This is a genomic window from uncultured Subdoligranulum sp. (assembly GCF_937890665.1).
On the sequence record NZ_CALADU010000211.1, the window covers coordinates 1 to 16,450 of the forward strand.

A 16,450-nucleotide genomic window follows, 5' to 3' on the forward strand; every position below is an offset into this window, starting at 1 on the left:
TCTCCCTGCAAACGGTAGTACAGGTTATAGTTTTCGGTGTCTTTCATGTCCTTCCAAGACGCCTCGATGCGCTGGAAGCGGCCGGTCAAGGTGAGGGCATCCGGCGCCGCAGGCAGTTTGTCTGCCTTGGGCGTCACGGTGACCGTCTCGCCATAGCCGCTGCTCCATGCACCGTTGACGGACTGAACCTGCACGGTGTAGGTCTGGCCGTTTTGGATCTTGCCACCGCGGAAGGAGCTGACGGCAAGGGTATTCACTGCGGTGCGCAGCGTTTCGGTCTCGCCGTTCAGGGTGATTTTGACTTCGTAGCCGGTGATGTTGACCTGCGGGTCCCAGCGCAGCACAAAGGTCTGGCTGCCGGGTTCGGCGGTCAGGTTTGCCGGCACGTTCATCTCCGGGGCCGGAATGCGGCTTTCTATATCATTGAGGAAATCCACCTTGGTGATCTCGGCCAGATTGCCGCTGTTGGCCACCGCCGTGATCTTGATGGTGACCTTCTTAACCGCGATCTGTCCGCCGAAGTCCACCACAATGGAGCCGTCCGGCTGGATCATCGCCACACCGCCGGCCCGCGCCAAAGCGGTGGACACCACCGGAATTTCCATCGTTTCGGTATGGCCGTCCTTTTCGTATTGGACCAGCACCGTAGCGCCGCTGACTGCGTTTTCGCTCTGGGTAGGCGTTTGCAGAACCATGCCCTGCATCTCCACCGCGGCCTGTTCCGTCTGGGTAAAGTCAAAGCTCACCGAGACAGGGTTTTCTTCCGAAATCGCTTGCTGCGAGGCGGGCTGCAGCGTCACCGACGTGCTGCCGGTGAGCAGGTCCTCCAAGGAACCGCTCTGGACCTCGGTACCCTCTTCCTGCTGAGGTGTGGTGAGCACCTCGGGAATCTTGGTGCAGATGGTGGAAAGCACCTGCGTAGGATCGGTCAAACTATCGGCCAGCATCTGCAGGTCGACCAGATCTACCGTGCCGCTGCCATCCAAGTCCGCCCCGTCATTCTGGTGGACACCTTCGATGACATCGATCACTTCGTCGGCGTCCGCCTGCTCCAGCAGACCGTTGCCGTCGGCATCGCCGATCAAGAGCACGCCGGGATGGGGCCGCCCCTCGGCATAAGCGCCGGTGCGCAGCGGTCCGGCGCACAACTGGACTTCATAGAGAAGGTCTTTCACCTTCAACGTTTGGGTATAACGGGCAAATCCACCGCCCGACACCTTCAGCGTATAGCTGCCATTGGGCAGTTCACTGAACCGTACCGAGGCTTCGGCATCGGCCGCCGACAGGGTCAGCGCCTGACTGTATTCCTCCCCTTCTCCGGCCAGCGTCACGGTCAGCTCTGCATCGCCTTGCAGCGGCAGACCTGCCAATACGGTAACTTCCACCCCCGCCGTATGCTGCGGGACGGTGGAAGGGATTTCTTCCTCTTCTAGGAGAAGGATCTCCTCCTCCAAAGCTTCCTCTTCGGGCAGTTCCTCCTCCGGCGGGGTGTCGGGTTCCGACTCGTCGATGCCGGTTTCGGGGGTAGCCGTCGTCAGGAGGGTTTCCCCTTCCGGCTGGGCTGCATCATCCCGGGGGAGCTGTTCCTCCTGCGATGCAGTGATCGATCCGTCGATCCCCTCTGCATACGCGACCGGGCCTTGCGCCAGGATGCTGAACATCATACTGAGGCTCAACAAGGTGGCTATGGCTCTTTTCACTTGATTCCATCCTTTCTTTGTGGAACACATCCATTTTTTCCTGTTGCATCCGTTCAAAATGGCGGTTCTTTGTTGTTGCTTGCTGCGTTGCCGCAGCGCACATTCTACTATAAAAATAATAGGAAATCAAGTCCTAAAATGAATTTGTTATAAAATATTTTTTTATTCTTCCAGAGGCACCACTTTATATCGTAGATGCGTTATTTCCGTTTTCTTCCATTTTTATTTTGATTCTAAAAATAAGAATCCATATAATAAGTTTAATAGTTTGTCGCAAAAAAAGCGCACCCACCCTTTAGGGGCAGATGCGCCGTTTGCAAGGACTATTTTGTTTGCTTAGGCAAAGCCGATCATAACAGCCACCACCACAAAAATAGTGGACAGTACAAACAGCATGCCCTGCATTTTAATTTGGAATTTTGCCCATTTGCCCCATTCCAAGCGTGCCACACCCAGCACGCCCAGCAGGCAGCCGGAGGTGGGGACGATCAGGTTGGTCAGGCCATCGCCTAGCTGGTAGGCCAGCACCGCCACCTGACGGGTGATACCGGCCAGATCGGCCAGCGGCGCCATGATGGGCATGGTCAAAGCCGCCTGTCCGGAGCCGGAGACCACCACGAAGTTGAACAAGCTCTGGAACACATACATGAGCCACGCGGCCAGCACGCCGGGCACACCGTGAAGCAGGTTGCCCAAGGTGTACAGGATGGTGTTCATAACGCTGGGGGTCGTGGGGTCGGTACCGCCCAGCACGATCACGATGCCCTGCGCCATGCCGACCACCAGCGCAGCGCCCACCAGATCGGCGGCGCCGCTCTGGAAGGAGGAGGCGATGTCCGAAGCACGCATGCCGTTGAGCTTAAACACGCAGCCGATGATGCCGGCCACAAGACCCATGACAAAGAACTGGGAGGCAATTTCGGGGATGTAGTATCCCTCTACCACAACGCCCCAGACCGTCCAGACGATGGTGACCAAGATGGTCAGCAGCACCAGCGCCTGCCCCAATGTAAAGGGGGCCGCAGCGGCATCCTTCTCGGCCATCTGGTTGCGGTAATAGGCATCGCTCTCATAAGACACCGAAGCCAGCGGGTTCCGCTTGATCTTGCGGGCGTATACCATGGTATACGTGATGCCGGCCAGCGTGAACACCGTCCACATCACGATGCGGAATGCGGCACCGGACAGAACCGGCACCCCGGCAATGCCCTGCGCAATGGCCAAACCGAAGGGGTTCATCCAACTGGTGGCAAAACCGATCTGGGTGGCCACGTAGGTGATGCAAACCGCCACTACGGCGTCATAGCCCATGGCGATGGTCAGCGGCACAATGACCATCGCAAAGGGGATGGCCTCCTCGCCCATGCCAAACACGGCGCCGCCCAGCGAAAACAGGGCAAACAGTACGGGAATCAGGATGATCTCCCGCCCCTTGGTTTTGCGGATCATCGCATGGATTCCCGCGTCCACGGCACCGGTGCGCATCACAATACCGAAGGCACCGCCGATGACCAAAATAAAGGCCACAATGCCCACCGCACTGCCGGTCTTGTCGCCGGAGGTCAAACCCTCAAACACATAGTTGAGCATGCCCTGCCCGCCGAAGTCCTCGGTGCCGAAAAGGGGTACGCCTTCCCGAACTCGGTTGCCGGCCTCGTCCACCTCATAGGCGAAACTGTCCGGCACAATGACGGTGCGGCTTTTTTCGGAGGAGCCCACCATATAGGTGACCTCCTCTGTCTGAAAGCTACCCACAGGGATCAAGTAGGTCAGCACCGCACAGAGTACCACCACCGCAAAGATGATCACATAGGTGTGAGGCATCCGGATGGCTTTTTTCTTTTGTTTCTCCACTTTTCCTATCACTTCCTGCATAAAATTCAGCGCCGCGGTCACATTTTACACGCACCACCGCGCCAAGCGCTTTCCTATCTTAGCGTAAAATGCAAAAAAATGCAATGCAAACTCATAAAAGAGTTTACAAAGTTGCCCTTTTACCGCTATAATGGCACTAGATGTGCGTTTTTATAGGATGAGCGCATCAAAATTGACCCATAGGAGCAACATTGTCATGATGAACACCTATCGTGCCGAGATGATTGCCGCCATCAGCCGTCTGGTAGCGATCCCCTCGGTTTTTGCCGAAAGCACAGACTATCCGTTTGGTCCCGCAGTGGACCATTGTCTGGACGTAACCCTGTCTTTGATGGAAGGCCTCGGATTCCATACCTTTAAAGCCCCCGACGGCATGTACGGTTATGCCGAAGTGGGCGAAGGTGAATTGTTCGGCGTGCTGTGCCATCTGGATGTGGTACAGGCCCGGCAAGAGGACGGCTGGGACCACGACCCCTTCTGCCCGGTGGTACAGGGGGACTGGCTTTGCGGCCGCGGCACGCAGGACGATAAAGGCCCCAGCATGGCGGCGGTCTATGCCCTAAAGTCCTTGCTGGACGAAGGCCACAAGCTGAACAAGCGCGTCCGCTTTATCTTTGGCATCGACGAGGAAACCATGTGGGATTCCATTCACGCTTACTGCGCGCGGGAGGAACTGCCCACCGCCGGGTTCGTTCCGGATTCCACCTTCCCCTTGACCTACGCGGAAAAGGGGCTTTTGCAGTTGAAGCTCCACTCTGACAAGCCGTTCGCACTGGCGTGTCAGGGCGGCGACAGCATGAACGCAGTATCCTCTCACGCTGAGTGTTCCCGTGACGAAGCCGTGGAACATGCGCTGCGGGCGCTGGATCTGCCCTTCCATGTTACCGAGACACAGCTTTGCGCCGAAGGCCTGACAGCCCACGCCAAAAATCCGTGGAAGGGCGTGAGCGCCAACCTGAACCTGCTGCGGGCACTGCGCCATGCCGGATATACCCATGATGCCATCGCCTTTGCCTGCGACGTATTGGATGGCAAGTTCCGGTTTGAAGGCTTCACCGACAAAGATCTTTCGGATTTTTCCGGTCCGGTAACCGTCAATCTGGGCAAATTCACGCTGGATGCACAGGGCGCCATGTTGGGACTGGATCTGCGTCTGCCCGTCACCCGCCAAAAAGAGGAGATCCTCGCCTTGGTCCGGGAGAAAGCCGCCGCCTATCACCTGACCGTGGAGGAATTTGACTGGCTGCGCCCTATCCATGTAGCACAGGACAGCCCTTTGGTGACGCAACTACTGCGGGCCTACCGGGAAGTGACCGGAGACGCCAAAACCGAGCCGTATATCTCGGCCGGCGCCACCTTTGCCCGTGCTTTTGACAACTGCGTTGCCTTTGGCGCCAATATGCCCCACAGCCCCACCACCGAACATCAGCCCAACGAGCGCGTTTCCATCATCAAACTGATGCAGGCCGCCGAAGTATACCGTCGGGCCTTCACCTATCTGGTATTGGCAGACTAACTTACTTTTGCCCAAAACAATGCCCCCGGACGAAAAAACGTCCGGGGGTTTCGTTTTGGCAAATTATGCAGCCGTCGGAGCTGCCAGCGCAAAAGAGAAGCCTGTAAACAGGTCCACCTGCTCCTCCTCGGTCAAAAGGCAAACCGCCCAGCAGCCATCGGGCAGGGGCACCCAGACACGGGTCTTGGGCGCAATATCGGGATTGGAATATTGCAGTACATCGCTGCGCAGCACATCAGGCGTCACTTCCACCGGGACCGGTCGGGCCGGGTCCCAAAGGTCCAGCACGGCTTTGTCCGGATCATCCTCCCATTCCCATGTATAGGTTCCGTCCCGCAGTTGGGCAAACAGGGTGTTCAACTGGTCGGTCACTAACTGGAGTTGTGCATCGCTTAGACAGTTGTCTGTCGGAGGCTGCGTGTACCAGTCGTTCCGATCTTGTGGCATCGGCCAGTTTCCCGGCACCTCCTCGCAGGAGGTCATGGTGTATTCCACCAGATTGTTGTCTCCGTCGTAGGTGGTACGCTCGGTGATGGAAAAGGCCCGTACCTCCTCCACCGCAAAGCCCAGTGCATCCCGTTTCCGCCCCACTACCCGTGTGGCGGAAGTCAGATACACATTGTCCTTGCGGGTATCCGTCACATCCAGACTCCCCAGCGACACCCAGACACCCGGTTCCAGCCCCATGCCCCGGGCTGCATCGTCCTGCAAGTCACCATTCAGCATCGAAAATCCGTCTACCTTGCCTTCTTCATCAAAAGAGAAGTGGAACTCATGATTGCCCGCAGGCAGTCCGGTGGCTCCGGGATCTGCGATGGTCAGCGCCGCCATGGGTACATCGTAGGTACCGCCCGCCAAAAAGATGTCCGTGATGACCAAGCCCGTCAAATCGGGCAGCGGCAGGCCGCTGTCCAGCAGCGAATCGGACAGAGCCCCCCGCAGCTTGTCGGCGTCGTTGGTATACAAAGCCTCGATCAGCGCATAGCCATTGCTGCGTTCGGTCTGGGTTTCGTCCCGGGTTAGAAATTCCCCATCATAAAGATGGGGCGGCTGGGGCGTTGTGGGCAGCGTCAGCATTTCGTATTCCAGCCCGGCACTGGGGTCCGGTGTCGGCGTAGGCACCGCTGTGGGTGTTGGCGTGGGTTCCGCCGTCGCCGCCGGGGTCGCAGTGGGCGTAGGGGTTGCCTCGGGCGCAGACAACGGACTGCAGGCAGTCAAAGCCGCCAGCAGCAGAGCCGGAAGTGTCAACGACAGGGATTTCATGGCATTGCCCTCCTACTTATAAAAGGCTATGCAGCAACCCTGTACAGCCTTCGTACACATCACGCCAAGTTGCCTCAAAATTGCCGGTATACCAGGGGTCGGCCACTTCGCCGGGGCGGTCGGTATAGTCCAACAGCGCATGAATTTTGCCCGCCGGGTCACCGCCGCACAGCCGCGTCATGTTGCGCAGATTGGCATGGTCCATACCAATGAGCAAGTCATACGCCTCATAATCTGCCCGGGTCATCTGCCGGGCCGTTTTGCCCGCGCAGGAGATGCCATGCTCGGCCAGTTTGCGCCGCGCCGGCGGATAGACCGGGTTGCCGATTTCTTCGGTGCTGGTAGCCGCGGAGGCAATCTCGAACGATTCGGACAGTCCCGCCTTTGCCACCAAATCTTTCATCACAAACTCGGCCATCGGGCTGCGGCAGATGTTGCCGTGACAAACAAACAGAATCTTTGTCATCGTACCTTTCCTTTCCGTTCTTGTAAATAGTATACCGCAGACAACTGTTGCTAGCCTAGCGTTTTACTTGTAAATTTTTTCGAGCGGAAGGTTGCATTGCAAAACCGGGCGGAGAACCAAGGTTCTCCGCCCAGATGCCATCAAGATTTATGGGACATGCAGTTTTGCTCGTAGTCCCGCAGGCTGGCCAGCGCTTTGGGGGCCAGCGGAAAAAGCGCGATCATGTTGAACACCGTCATCAGGCCGACGCCTACATCTCCCAGATCCCAGACAAACTGGTAGGTCGCCAACCCGCCGATAAACAGCATGACCAAGGCCAAGAGTTTATAGGCCAACTGGGCACCCCAGCGATCCCCGAACAGGTACGCCACGTTTGACCGGGCATAGAACAAGATGCCCAAGAAGGTAGACAGGCTGAACAGCCAAAGAATCACCGCAATGAACACCACGCCAAATTCCCCCAGATGGTAGTTCATAGCCGCCTGCAGCAGGTCCATGCCTTCCAGCCCGGCGGTAATGTCAGAGGGCGTAAGCAGCATGATCATAGCCGAGCAACTGCAAATCACCAGCGTGTCGATAAAAACGCCCAGCGCCTGCAAAAGGCCCGCCTTGGCCGGATGGTCGATGTGGGACGCTGCGGCCGCGCAGGGAGCCGAGCCGGAGCCTGCCTCGTTGGAGAAGAGGCCCCGCTTGGTGCCGTTCATAATAACGGCACCAATGCCGCCGCCCACCACCTGACGCAGGCCAAAAGCCTCGGCAAAAATTTGGCTAAACACCGACGGAAGCAGCGCCGCATTTTTTACAATGATAAAAATAGTGATGAAGAAATAGCAGGCAGCCATCACGGGGACCATAATATCCAACACCCGAACGGTGGCATTTTTGCGCAGCACAATGATGGCAGCCACCGCCACCAGTGCAAGGGTGGAGTAGAGCGGCGGAATATGGAACGCGTTTTCAAAGGAAGCCGAAATGGAATTGCTGGTGACCTGACTGATGCCGCACCAGCAGATCAAACCGGACAGAGCAAACAGCACTGCCACCACCGAATGTTTGCGACGGCTGCCTTTGGGCACAAACAAGGCATGCAGATAGTAGGCCGGGCCGCCCCGATACCCGCCGTACAGGGGGTCTTTTTCCTTATAAAGCTGGGCCAGCGTCGCCTCAACAAACGCCGTGGAGGATCCCAGCAGCGCCATAATCCACATCCAAAACACAGCGCCCGCGCCACCGGCCGAAATGGCAGCCACCACGCCCACCAGATTGCCCATGCCGACCCGGCATGCGGTGGAAACGATCAGCGCCTGCACACCGGAAAGCCCATGTTCGGTCTTTTTATTATTGGACAGCGTAACACGGACCATCTCTGGAAACAGACGGAAGGGCAAAAACCGCGTACGCACCGTAAAATAGACCCCTGCCGGCACCAAAATCATTACCAGCAGCGAAAGTCCCAGCGTGCTGCCTCCCGGCAGCGGAATCTGCACCAAATCTCCCCAGAGCAGTTGGTACACAGCTTGAAATAGGGCCATGACGGATGTCTTCCTCTCATTTCTTTTGCGAGTCGTATTGCATTTCTTATCGTACTAGTGTAGCATAGAACCAAGTATTTGTGAAACGAATGCTTTTTATAAAATCGTTTACTTTTTTTAATAAGAGAGGCATCGTATGGAGCTGCGTACCGTCGCCACCTTTTTGCGGGTTACGGAATTGCAAAGTTTTTCCCGTGCGGCCGAACAACTGGGGTATTCTCAGGCCGCCGTCACGGTACAGATCCAGCAGTTGGAACAGGAGTTGGGCACCCAACTGTTTGAACGCTTTGGCCGCCGCATCCAACTCACTGAACACGGGCTGCAATTTATTCCCCACGCCCAAGAACTGCTGCGTGTGGCACAAAACGCCAAGACCTTCATTCGGCAGGGTGCACAGCCCTCGGGCCGGCTGCGCATCGGCACCGCCGAATCCCTCTCCATCAGCGTGCTGCCGCCCATTCTTTCGGCCTACCACGCCCGCTATCCGTTGGTGGAAACCAGCATTCATACCGGCACCATTCCCGTTTTGTTTGATATGGTGCGCCGCAATGATGTGGACTTGCTCTACTTTTTGGACAAAAAGACGGATTTCCCCGAGTGGAACAAAGTGCTGGAGCGCCCCGAACCCATCGTATTCGTCGCCCCTGCCGATCATCCGCTGGCGGGGCAGCAGCAGATCCCCCTGCAAACCATCCTTGCCGAACCGTTGGTTTTGACGGAACGGGGCATCAGCTACCGCTATGATTTGGAGCAGCTATTGGCTGCCCGCGGTTTGGAACTGCATCCGTTTTTAGAGACCGGCAATACCGGCATCATCGTGGACATGCTGCTGCACCACGCGGGACTCTCCTTTTTGCCGCGCTACGTTGTGCAAACTTATCTGGAGAGCGGCGCCCTCACCATCCTATCGGTGGACGCACCTTCGATTCAGATGTGGAGCCAGCTCGTCTACCATCGCAACAAGTGGATCACCCCGCAGATCGAGCAATTCCTCAGCCTTATGCGGGAACACATCGGCACGGCCCAACAGCCCGATCAAACCCTATGACAACACTCCGGGATCCCAATGTCCGCCAACACGGTTTCTCCGCACCGGCGAGCTGCCTCCGGCTGGATATGCACCGGTTTGCGGCTGTCCAGCGCCACTGTCAGATCCGCTTCCACCGCGCCTTCAGCAGCCTGCCCGCTGTCGGCAGACACCCCGCTGGGCAGATCTACCGCCGCCAAGAACGCTCCCGCTTGCCGGGCGCGGCACAGCAGGGCGCAGGCCGCCTGCCCCGCGGGACGCAGCGCCCCGTGAAATCCCGTACCGTACAAGGCGTCCACTGCCACATCCCATCCCGCCGCTTCCGGCAGTTGGGCTTCGGGCAGGATCTCCACCGGCAAATCTTCCAACAGGACCCGGTTGGTCTGGGCATCCTGCGTTTTGGGCTCCCCTTCCGCCAACCAGACCTGCACCTGCCAACCATCCTTGGCCGCCACCCGGGCAATGACAAATCCATCCCCGCCGTTGTTGCCCTTACCGGCCACCACCAACATACGGCCGGGTTTGGGGAACCGCCGGGTCAATTCTGCCCAGACCGCACGGCCGGCATTTTCCATCATTTGCAGATACAAAAAACCCTCTTCGTTGGCCGCTTGTTCGATGCGTTTCATCTGGGCGGCAGTGACAATGGCTTGGTTTTTCATGGGCGTTTCCTCCTTTGGGATTTCAAAGCTAAGAAAGGACCTTTTTTGTATTGTAGCGCAGCGAAGATAGTATACACAAGAGTCCGCCGAAAAAAAGCCGCACCGCCCTGCATCCTGATAAGATGCAGGGCGGTGCGGTGTATTGGGAGAGTGTACCGTTCGGGAAGAATACCCGAACGCAAAATCAATTCAATTTCAGGAATTTACGTACCGACACGGTGACGGCACCAGCCACCAAGCAACAGAGTACCCACTCGACAATAGCCTGAACCCCCACGAACAGTACGACGAACATCAGGACGTTGGTAGCCCCCATGCCCTGCGCCAGTTCCTGCACATAGGGCAGGTCGTAAAACAGCAGTACCAACGCGCCCATAAAGAACACGGTGTTGAGCACGGCGGTCAGCAGCGCCCCGGCAAAGCAGCAGAACTTTTCCTGTTTGGGCAGCAGCTTGCACAGCGCCTTAAACAGCAATGCCGCGCACAGTCCCATCAGTACCCGGGACACCACGCATACCACAAAGGTTCCCACCGGGCTGGCGTTGAACATGGCGGCGCTCAAAAGGCTTTTGCCCTCCATAGCCTGCAAGAAACTGGTGATGCCGAACACCGCCCCCAAAAGAGCGCCCGCCGTGGGGCCCATCGTCATGGCACCGATAGCTACCGGCAGCGAAAGCAGCGACGCGGACAGCGGCCCCACCTGCAGGTAGCCCAGCGGCGTGTAGTTCATCACAAGCAAGATGGCCACCAGCAGCGCAAGCTGGGTGAGCCAACGGACGTTGGTACGATTTTTCATATTCAATTTTCCTCCTGCTGCCGTCTCCTACATATCGGGAGTACAGCGCAAATGTACAGCCTAGGGCTGCCATCCCCCAGTATACTGCAAAACCGGCCGCGTTACAAGCGGCCGGCGGCAAAAATTGGATTGGTTTACAGTTTTCCTGCCAGCAACAGATCCCGTACTTCGTACAGGTCATGGCAGCACACATTATACAACTGGCGGATCTCCTCGTCAGGCTGGGCCAGATCCGGCACCATCAACGTCACAGCCCCCGCCGCATGACCGGCACGCACCCCGTTGAAGCTATCCTCCAACACCAGACAGTCGTGGCTGTCCAGCCCCAGACGGCGGGCCGCCTCAAGGAAGATATCCGGTGCAGGTTTGCTGTGCTGGACATCCGCCCCACAGACAATATCGTGGAAGTACCGGGCGGTGCCGGTGGTTTGCAGGTTTTGTTCAATCATATTGCGGGGACTGGAACTGGCTACGATCCGCGGCGTGCCGCGCTCTTCCAGCAGGGCCAGCAGTTCCTTCAGTCCCGGCTTGCAGGGCACGCCCTGCGCAAACCGCTCGTTGCCGATCTGCCAGACCTTATCCAGCATCCGCTGGGGGTTCACCTGCGGAAAATACTTCTGCACATGCTCCACCAAATACTGTCCCGCCAGACCCCGGCCGCTGGCATAAAAAGCCGCCCGATCCTCGGGCATGGGTACGCCCAGCGCTTCGCAGGCAGGGTCCCAGAAGGTATCCCACAGACGTTCGGTGTCGAACATCAGGCCGTCCATATCAAAAATCACGCCTTTTATCATAAAAGGTGCCGTCCTTTCTCTCTTGTTCGGTATTGTACGCCCATTGTACCGCATTTTTCGCTTTGCCGCAACCGCCGCTCCTTGAGAAATTTTGCTGCAAATTGGGGCTTGTTTTTACCGCTTTAGAGCGCTATAATTGATTAAACTGCATCCGGGTTGCTGTGCGGCGGCCCGCCTGGCGGCATGTGATAAACAGGGAGAGTGTAAATCATGTTGGACATCAAGATCACCAAAACGACTGCGCCCAAGGCGAAGCCGCAGGACGAGAGCAAATTGGGCTTTGGCAAAATCTTCAGCGACCATATGTTCCTGATGGATTATACCGAAGGGGAAGGCTGGCACGACGCCCGCATCGTTCCCTACGGCCCGTGGGAGATGGACCCCGCCACCACGGTGTTCCACTATGCGCAGGAAATCTTTGAGGGTATGAAAGCCTACCGCACCGCGGAGGGCAAGATTCAGTTGTTCCGCCCCGAGTGCAACGCCAACCGTTTCAATGATTCTGCCGACCGTCTGGGGATGCCCCCCATTCCGCCGGAGGATTTTGTGCAGGCCGTAAAGGCCATCGTGGACGTGGACCGGGATTGGGTCCCCCATTCCGACGGTGCCTCGCTGTACATCCGTCCCTTCTGTGTAGCCACCGACGTAGGTCTGGGCGTACACGCTGCCAAGCATTACCGCTTTGCCATCATCTGCTCGCCTTCCGGCGCTTACTATGCCGAGGGTCTTGACCCGGTCCGCATCTACGTGGAAGACGAGTACATCCGTGCCGCCCCGGGCCTGACCGGCTTCACCAAGTGCGGCGGCAACTATGCGGCTTCCATCAAGGCCGGTGAGCTGGCCGAGGAGCGCGGTTTCAGTCAGGTCCTGTGGCTGGATGGCGTGGAAAAGAAGTATGTCGAGGAAGTCGGTTCCATGAACATCATGTTCAAGATCGACGGCAAAGTATACACCGCTGCCTGCACCGGCACTGTTCTGCCCGGCGTGACCCGCCGCTCCATCATCGAACTGCTGAAGGATTGGGGCTACGAAGTGATCGAAGGCAAGCTGGCCATCGCCGACGTGATGAAGGCTGCCGACGAAGGCAAGCTGGAAGAAGTGTTCGGTACCGGCACCGCTGCCGTGGTCTCCCCCGTCAAGGAACTGGATTGGGAGGGCAAGGTAGCTTACATCAGCGGCGGCAAGATCGGCGAGCTGACCCAGAAGCTCTATGACACGCTGACCGGCATCCAGTGGGGCAAGCTGCCCGATACCAAGGGCTGGATCGTACCGGTGGATCCGCAGTAAACCGGCCATTGGCCATTTTTGTAAAATTACACCATCAAAAAGCGCGCAGGAGTGTTCAAAACGCATTCCTGTGCGCTTTTTCTTGATTTCTTTACATTTTTTATAATAAAAATATGGTATACTGGTGAAAATCCATGCGGGTCCCCCCTGCCGGGTCACCCGATTTTTGTGTAAAGGAACAGGTCATGAAACATCTTCTGGAATTGTTGGACCATACCGCTGCCCGCTGGGCCGACCACCCCGCCTTCGGGGATGAGCACGGTACGCTGACATGGGGACAGGTGCAGCAGGCCGTGCAGAGCATCGGTACTGCGTTGGCACAGCAAGGGGTACAGCACCGCCCGGTGGCTCTGTATCTGGACCACGAAGTGCCCTGCCTGCTGGCCATGCTGGGAACGCTGGCCGCCGGGAGCTTTTATACCGTGCTGGACACCGCCCAGCCCCCTGAACGGGTACGGCGGATCACCGATCAGTTGGAACCGGTGCTGCTGGTGACCGACGCCGCCCACCATGACGCTGCGCTGGCGCTGGGGTTATCCTGCCCGGTATGGGATCTGACCAAAGGACTGGCCCAGCCGCCGGACCCCTTTTTGCTGCAAACCTTGCGGGGGCAGGCCATCGACACCGATTTGGCCTATGTGCTCTTCACCTCCGGCTCCACCGGTGCCCCCAAAGGGGTAGCTGTTCCCCACCGCGCCGTACTGGCTTACAGCTCTTGGGCCGCCGAGACCTTCGACGTCAACGAGACCACCGTGTTCGGCAACCAGACGCCCTTCTATTTTTCCATGTCGGTGACCGATTTGTACGCCGCCCTGCGCACCGGGGCCGAGCTGCAGGTGATCCCCAAGCGGCTCTTCTCTTTCCCGGTTCAACTGCTGGACTACCTGACGGTCCGCAAGGTAAATACCCTCTACTGGGTGCCCTCCGCTTTGGGCGGCGTGGTACGCTGGAAAGCGCTGGACTATACCGCACTGCCGCCGCTGCGCACCATCCTGTTTGCAGGCGAAACGATGCCCACCCCCTATCTGAATTATTGGCGGGCCCACTATCCGCAGGCGATTTTTGCCAACCTGTTTGGCCCCACCGAGACCACCGACATCTGTGCCGACTTTGCCGACGATGAGCCGCTGCCCATCGGCCGCGCCTGCGATAACTGCGGTCTGCTGGTACTGACCGAAGATGGCAGGGCCGCCGCGCCCGGAGAGGTAGGCGAATTGTGTGTGCGGGGCAGTTTTTTGGCCGCCGGATACTACAATATGCCCGACAAAACCGCCCAGCGGTTCTGTCCCAACCCGCTGCAGTCCCATTATCCCGAGACCATCTACCGTACCGGCGATCTGGTGCGGTATGACGGGGAGGGTCTGCTGCAATACATGGGCCGTACCGACAACCAGATCAAACACCGGGGCTACCGCATTGAACTGGGCGAGATCGAAACAGCCGCCTTTGGGCAGCCGGGATTGCAGAGCTGTGCCTGCGTATACGACGCCCCCGGGATAGACTGGTATTGTTTTTCACCGGCAGCAAGGAATTGGAGAAAGCGCTTCGGACCCGGTTGGAAGAGCGGCTGCCCACCTATATGCAGCCGGGGCTCTATCGCCGCTTGAAGGCGATGCCCCAAAACCAGAACGGAAAGATCGACCGCGCCGAGTTGCGCGCATACTGTGAGGAGGAATAATCTATGCATACCATCGAAGAAATCATGAACATTCTGGCAGAAGTCAAACCCGGTCTGCAAGTGACCCCCGACGAGGAACTGGTGCGTACCGGCCTACTGGATTCGGTAGACATCATGTCGATGGTCATGGCCTTGGCCGAAGAGTGGGATCTGGAGATCAGCCCGCTGGACCTGAAGGAAGAAAACTTCCACACCGCCAACGCCATTTTGGCGTTGGTCAACCGGCTGGAAGACTGAGCCCTCCGGTTCTGCTCTCCGTAAGGGAGTCATTGTATGGCGTATAACTCATTTACCTACTTATTTATCTTTTTGCCGCTGTGCTGGGTGGCATGGGCGGTACTGCCCCAACGGTATCGCCCGGCGGCACTGCTGGGCGGCAGTCTGGTCTTCTACTGGATGATGGCCGGGACTTACACCGTTTGGCTGCTGCTGGCCGCCGCCTTAACTTGGCAGCTTGGCCGGGTACTGGGTCGCCTTCAGACCTTACAAGCGGCCACTGTGCCTACGCTGGAGCCTGCGGCCCGCAAAGCCGCCAAACAGCAGTTTACCGTCCTGCAAAAAAGCGTGGTAGCTGCCGGCGCAGCGGGTCTGCTGGGGCTGCTGGTCTGGCTGAAATACCTGCCCTTTCTGGTCAAATCCATGAACGGCGTGCTGGCCCTGCTGCCCTTCGGGTGGCAGGTATCCGCCCCCACTCTGCTGCAACCGGTGGGGTTGAGCTTTTTTACTTTGATGGCGCTGAGCTACCTGCTGGATGTGCGCCGCGGTGCAGCCCAACCTGCGGATCATTATTGGCAGGTACTGCTCTACCTTAGCTTCTGGCCCCACGTGGTGGAAGGCCCCTTCGACCGCTGGGCACAGGTTTCCCCCACGCTGCTGGACCCGCCCAAACCCAACTATCATGCCTTTACCTTTGGCGTGCAGCGCATTCTTTGGGGCATGATGAAAAAGCTCATCATTGCGGACCGTGCCAACATGTACGTCAAAGCCGTGTTCGACAACTGGACCGCCTACTCCGGCGCCGCCGTGGTGGTGGCCACCTCGCTGTACACCTTGCAGCTCTACGCCGAATTTTCGGGCTGTATGGACATGGTGCTGGGTGCCGCCGAATGCTTCGGCGTACCGCTGGCAGAAAACTTCCGCCAGCCCTTCTTTGCCCGCAGCGTCAGCGAATTTTGGCGCCGCTGGCACATCACCTTGGGCGCATGGCTGCGGGAATACCTGTTCCAGCCGGTCATCGTCAGCAAGCCCATGCTGCGGTTCGGCAAATGGTGCCGTACCCGGTTTGGCGCTGCGCTGGGCCGCAGCCTGCCGGTCTGGGCCGGTTTGCTACTGACTTGGCTGGCCATCGGGATCTGGCATGGCGCTGGCTGGCTCTATGTCCTGTACGGTCTTTACTATTTCTTTCTGCAATGGCTGGGGGAAGCCGCCGAACCCCTTTTGCTGCGGCTCTGCCCCAAACTGCCCCAGTGGCGCACCCGGCGCGGCTATGCCCTATGGCAGATGGCCCGCACCTTTGTGCTGGTCAACTTCGGCATGCTGCTCTTCCGCTCCAACGGTACCCGGGCCGCGCTGGATATGCTGGCCAGTCTGACTCGCCCCTACGAGGGCAGCCTGCTGATCAAGCTGGACCAGCAAGATCTGTGGGTGCTGGTGGTCGGCGCAGTGGTCCTGTTGGCGGTGGACCTGCTCCACGAGCGGGGCGTTTCTATCCGGCAGGCACTGGCCCGTCGTCCGCTGCCTCTGCGGTGGGCCGTCTACTGCGGCGCCATGCTGACGGTGATGATTTTCGGCGCCTACGGCGACAACTACGACCCGGCGGCGTTCATTTACGCCCAGTTCTGACCGGGCGGACAA

General features: G+C 58.2%; 14 protein-coding genes. 6 read left to right on the forward strand and 8 right to left on the reverse strand.

Features of this window, described 5'->3' with window-relative positions:
- Together Q0526_RS11875 and yfcC are read right to left on the reverse strand one after the other, a co-directional pair.
- On the reverse strand, positions 1 to 1,700 hold a 1,700-nt coding region (locus Q0526_RS11875), incomplete at its 3' end, for a fibronectin type III domain-containing protein (RefSeq protein ID WP_298733875.1).
- 336 nt (positions 1,701 to 2,036) lie between these two features.
- A complete protein-coding gene (gene yfcC / locus Q0526_RS11880; protein WP_366522098.1) occupies positions 2,037 to 3,554 on the reverse strand; it encodes a putative basic amino acid antiporter YfcC in 1,518 nt (505 codons plus the stop codon).
- A 217-nt stretch (positions 3,555 to 3,771) separates the two neighbouring features.
- On the opposite strand from yfcC, the gene Q0526_RS11885 reads away from it, so the two are divergent.
- Positions 3,772 to 5,091, forward strand: coding sequence for a Sapep family Mn(2+)-dependent dipeptidase (locus Q0526_RS11885; protein ID WP_298733877.1), 1,320 nt, complete (start codon positions 3,772 to 3,774; stop codon positions 5,089 to 5,091).
- Between the two features lie 63 nt (positions 5,092 to 5,154).
- Here Q0526_RS11885 and Q0526_RS11890 read toward each other — a convergent pair whose 3' ends face one another.
- The 3 genes from Q0526_RS11890 to Q0526_RS11900 all read right to left on the reverse strand — a co-directional run bounded on the left by Q0526_RS11890 (position 5,155) and on the right by Q0526_RS11900 (position 8,352).
- Positions 5,155 to 6,354, reverse strand: coding sequence for a hypothetical protein (locus tag Q0526_RS11890; RefSeq protein WP_298733879.1), 1,200 nt, complete (start codon positions 6,352 to 6,354; stop codon positions 5,155 to 5,157).
- A 16-nt stretch (positions 6,355 to 6,370) separates the two neighbouring features.
- Entirely contained in the window at positions 6,371 to 6,820 is a 450-nt protein-coding gene (locus Q0526_RS11895) for a low molecular weight protein-tyrosine-phosphatase (protein ID WP_298733881.1), read from the reverse strand.
- A 140-nt stretch (positions 6,821 to 6,960) separates the two neighbouring features.
- Positions 6,961 to 8,352 carry an alanine/glycine:cation symporter family protein gene (locus Q0526_RS11900; RefSeq protein ID WP_298733883.1) on the reverse strand — a complete coding sequence of 464 codons (1,392 nt, stop codon included), beginning with the start codon at positions 8,350 to 8,352 and terminating at the stop codon, positions 6,961 to 6,963.
- Positions 8,353 to 8,488: 136 nt separating this feature from the next.
- Here Q0526_RS11900 and Q0526_RS11905 point away from each other — a divergent pair, with 136 nt between their 5' ends.
- On the forward strand, positions 8,489 to 9,400 hold the full coding sequence (locus tag Q0526_RS11905) for a LysR family transcriptional regulator (protein ID WP_298733885.1): 912 nt from the start codon (positions 8,489 to 8,491) through the stop codon (positions 9,398 to 9,400).
- Here the strand turns inward: Q0526_RS11905 and Q0526_RS11910 are convergent.
- From Q0526_RS11910 to Q0526_RS11920, 3 genes are all read right to left on the reverse strand, one after another.
- Positions 9,388 to 10,041 carry an NAD(P)H-hydrate epimerase gene (locus tag Q0526_RS11910; protein ID WP_298733887.1) on the reverse strand — a complete coding sequence of 218 codons (654 nt, stop codon included), beginning with the start codon at positions 10,039 to 10,041 and terminating at the stop codon, positions 9,388 to 9,390. The genes Q0526_RS11905 and Q0526_RS11910 overlap by 13 nt on opposite strands.
- Before the next feature lie 184 nt (positions 10,042 to 10,225).
- Positions 10,226 to 10,837, reverse strand: a complete 612-nt coding sequence (locus tag Q0526_RS11915) for an ECF transporter S component (protein ID WP_298733889.1) — start codon at positions 10,835 to 10,837, stop codon at positions 10,226 to 10,228.
- A 134-nt stretch (positions 10,838 to 10,971) separates the two neighbouring features.
- Positions 10,972 to 11,631 (reverse strand): HAD family phosphatase, encoded by a 660-nt coding sequence (locus Q0526_RS11920; protein ID WP_298733892.1) that lies wholly within the window; start codon positions 11,629 to 11,631, stop codon positions 10,972 to 10,974.
- Between the two features lie 210 nt (positions 11,632 to 11,841).
- Here Q0526_RS11920 and Q0526_RS11925 point away from each other — a divergent pair, with 210 nt between their 5' ends.
- The 4 genes from Q0526_RS11925 (at position 11,842) to Q0526_RS11940 (ending at position 16,438) form a co-directional block, all read left to right on the forward strand.
- Entirely contained in the window at positions 11,842 to 12,918 is a 1,077-nt protein-coding gene (locus tag Q0526_RS11925; RefSeq protein WP_298733894.1) for a branched-chain amino acid aminotransferase, read from the forward strand.
- Between the two features lie 185 nt (positions 12,919 to 13,103).
- Positions 13,104 to 14,525, forward strand: a complete 1,422-nt coding sequence (locus Q0526_RS11930) for an amino acid adenylation domain-containing protein (protein ID WP_298733896.1) — start codon at positions 13,104 to 13,106, stop codon at positions 14,523 to 14,525.
- Positions 14,526 to 14,599: 74 nt separating this feature from the next.
- Positions 14,600 to 14,833, forward strand: a complete 234-nt coding sequence (locus tag Q0526_RS11935) for a phosphopantetheine-binding protein (RefSeq protein ID WP_298733897.1) — start codon at positions 14,600 to 14,602, stop codon at positions 14,831 to 14,833.
- 36 nt (positions 14,834 to 14,869) lie between these two features.
- Positions 14,870 to 16,438, forward strand: a complete 1,569-nt coding sequence (locus tag Q0526_RS11940; RefSeq protein ID WP_298733899.1) for an MBOAT family O-acyltransferase — start codon at positions 14,870 to 14,872, stop codon at positions 16,436 to 16,438.
- The last annotated feature ends 12 nt before the right edge of the window (positions 16,439 to 16,450 follow it).

Bases quoted from the DNA above. Each gene is read 5' to 3' on its own strand.
- Q0526_RS11920 (WP_298733892.1), bottom strand. From the start codon at position 11,631: ATGATAAAAGGCGTGATTTTTGATATGGACGGCCTGATGTTCGACACC.
- Q0526_RS11925 (WP_298733894.1), top strand. From the start codon at position 11,842: ATGTTGGACATCAAGATCACCAAAACGACTGCGCCCAAGGCGAAGCCG.
- Q0526_RS11910 (WP_298733887.1), bottom strand. From the start codon at position 10,041: ATGAAAAACCAAGCCATTGTCACTGCCGCCCAGATGAAACGCATCGAA.
- Q0526_RS11915 (WP_298733889.1), bottom strand. From the start codon at position 10,837: ATGAAAAATCGTACCAACGTCCGTTGGCTCACCCAGCTTGCGCTGCTG.
- Q0526_RS11885 (WP_298733877.1), top strand. From the start codon at position 3,772: ATGATGAACACCTATCGTGCCGAGATGATTGCCGCCATCAGCCGTCTG.
- Q0526_RS11890 (WP_298733879.1), bottom strand. From the start codon at position 6,354: ATGAAATCCCTGTCGTTGACACTTCCGGCTCTGCTGCTGGCGGCTTTG.
- Q0526_RS11895 (WP_298733881.1), bottom strand. From the start codon at position 6,820: ATGACAAAGATTCTGTTTGTTTGTCACGGCAACATCTGCCGCAGCCCG.
- Q0526_RS11935 (WP_298733897.1), top strand. From the start codon at position 14,600: ATGCATACCATCGAAGAAATCATGAACATTCTGGCAGAAGTCAAACCC.
- Q0526_RS11930 (WP_298733896.1), top strand. From the start codon at position 13,104: ATGAAACATCTTCTGGAATTGTTGGACCATACCGCTGCCCGCTGGGCC.
- Q0526_RS11900 (WP_298733883.1), bottom strand. From the start codon at position 8,352: ATGGCCCTATTTCAAGCTGTGTACCAACTGCTCTGGGGAGATTTGGTG.
- Q0526_RS11905 (WP_298733885.1), top strand. From the start codon at position 8,489: ATGGAGCTGCGTACCGTCGCCACCTTTTTGCGGGTTACGGAATTGCAA.
- Q0526_RS11940 (WP_298733899.1), top strand. From the start codon at position 14,870: ATGGCGTATAACTCATTTACCTACTTATTTATCTTTTTGCCGCTGTGC.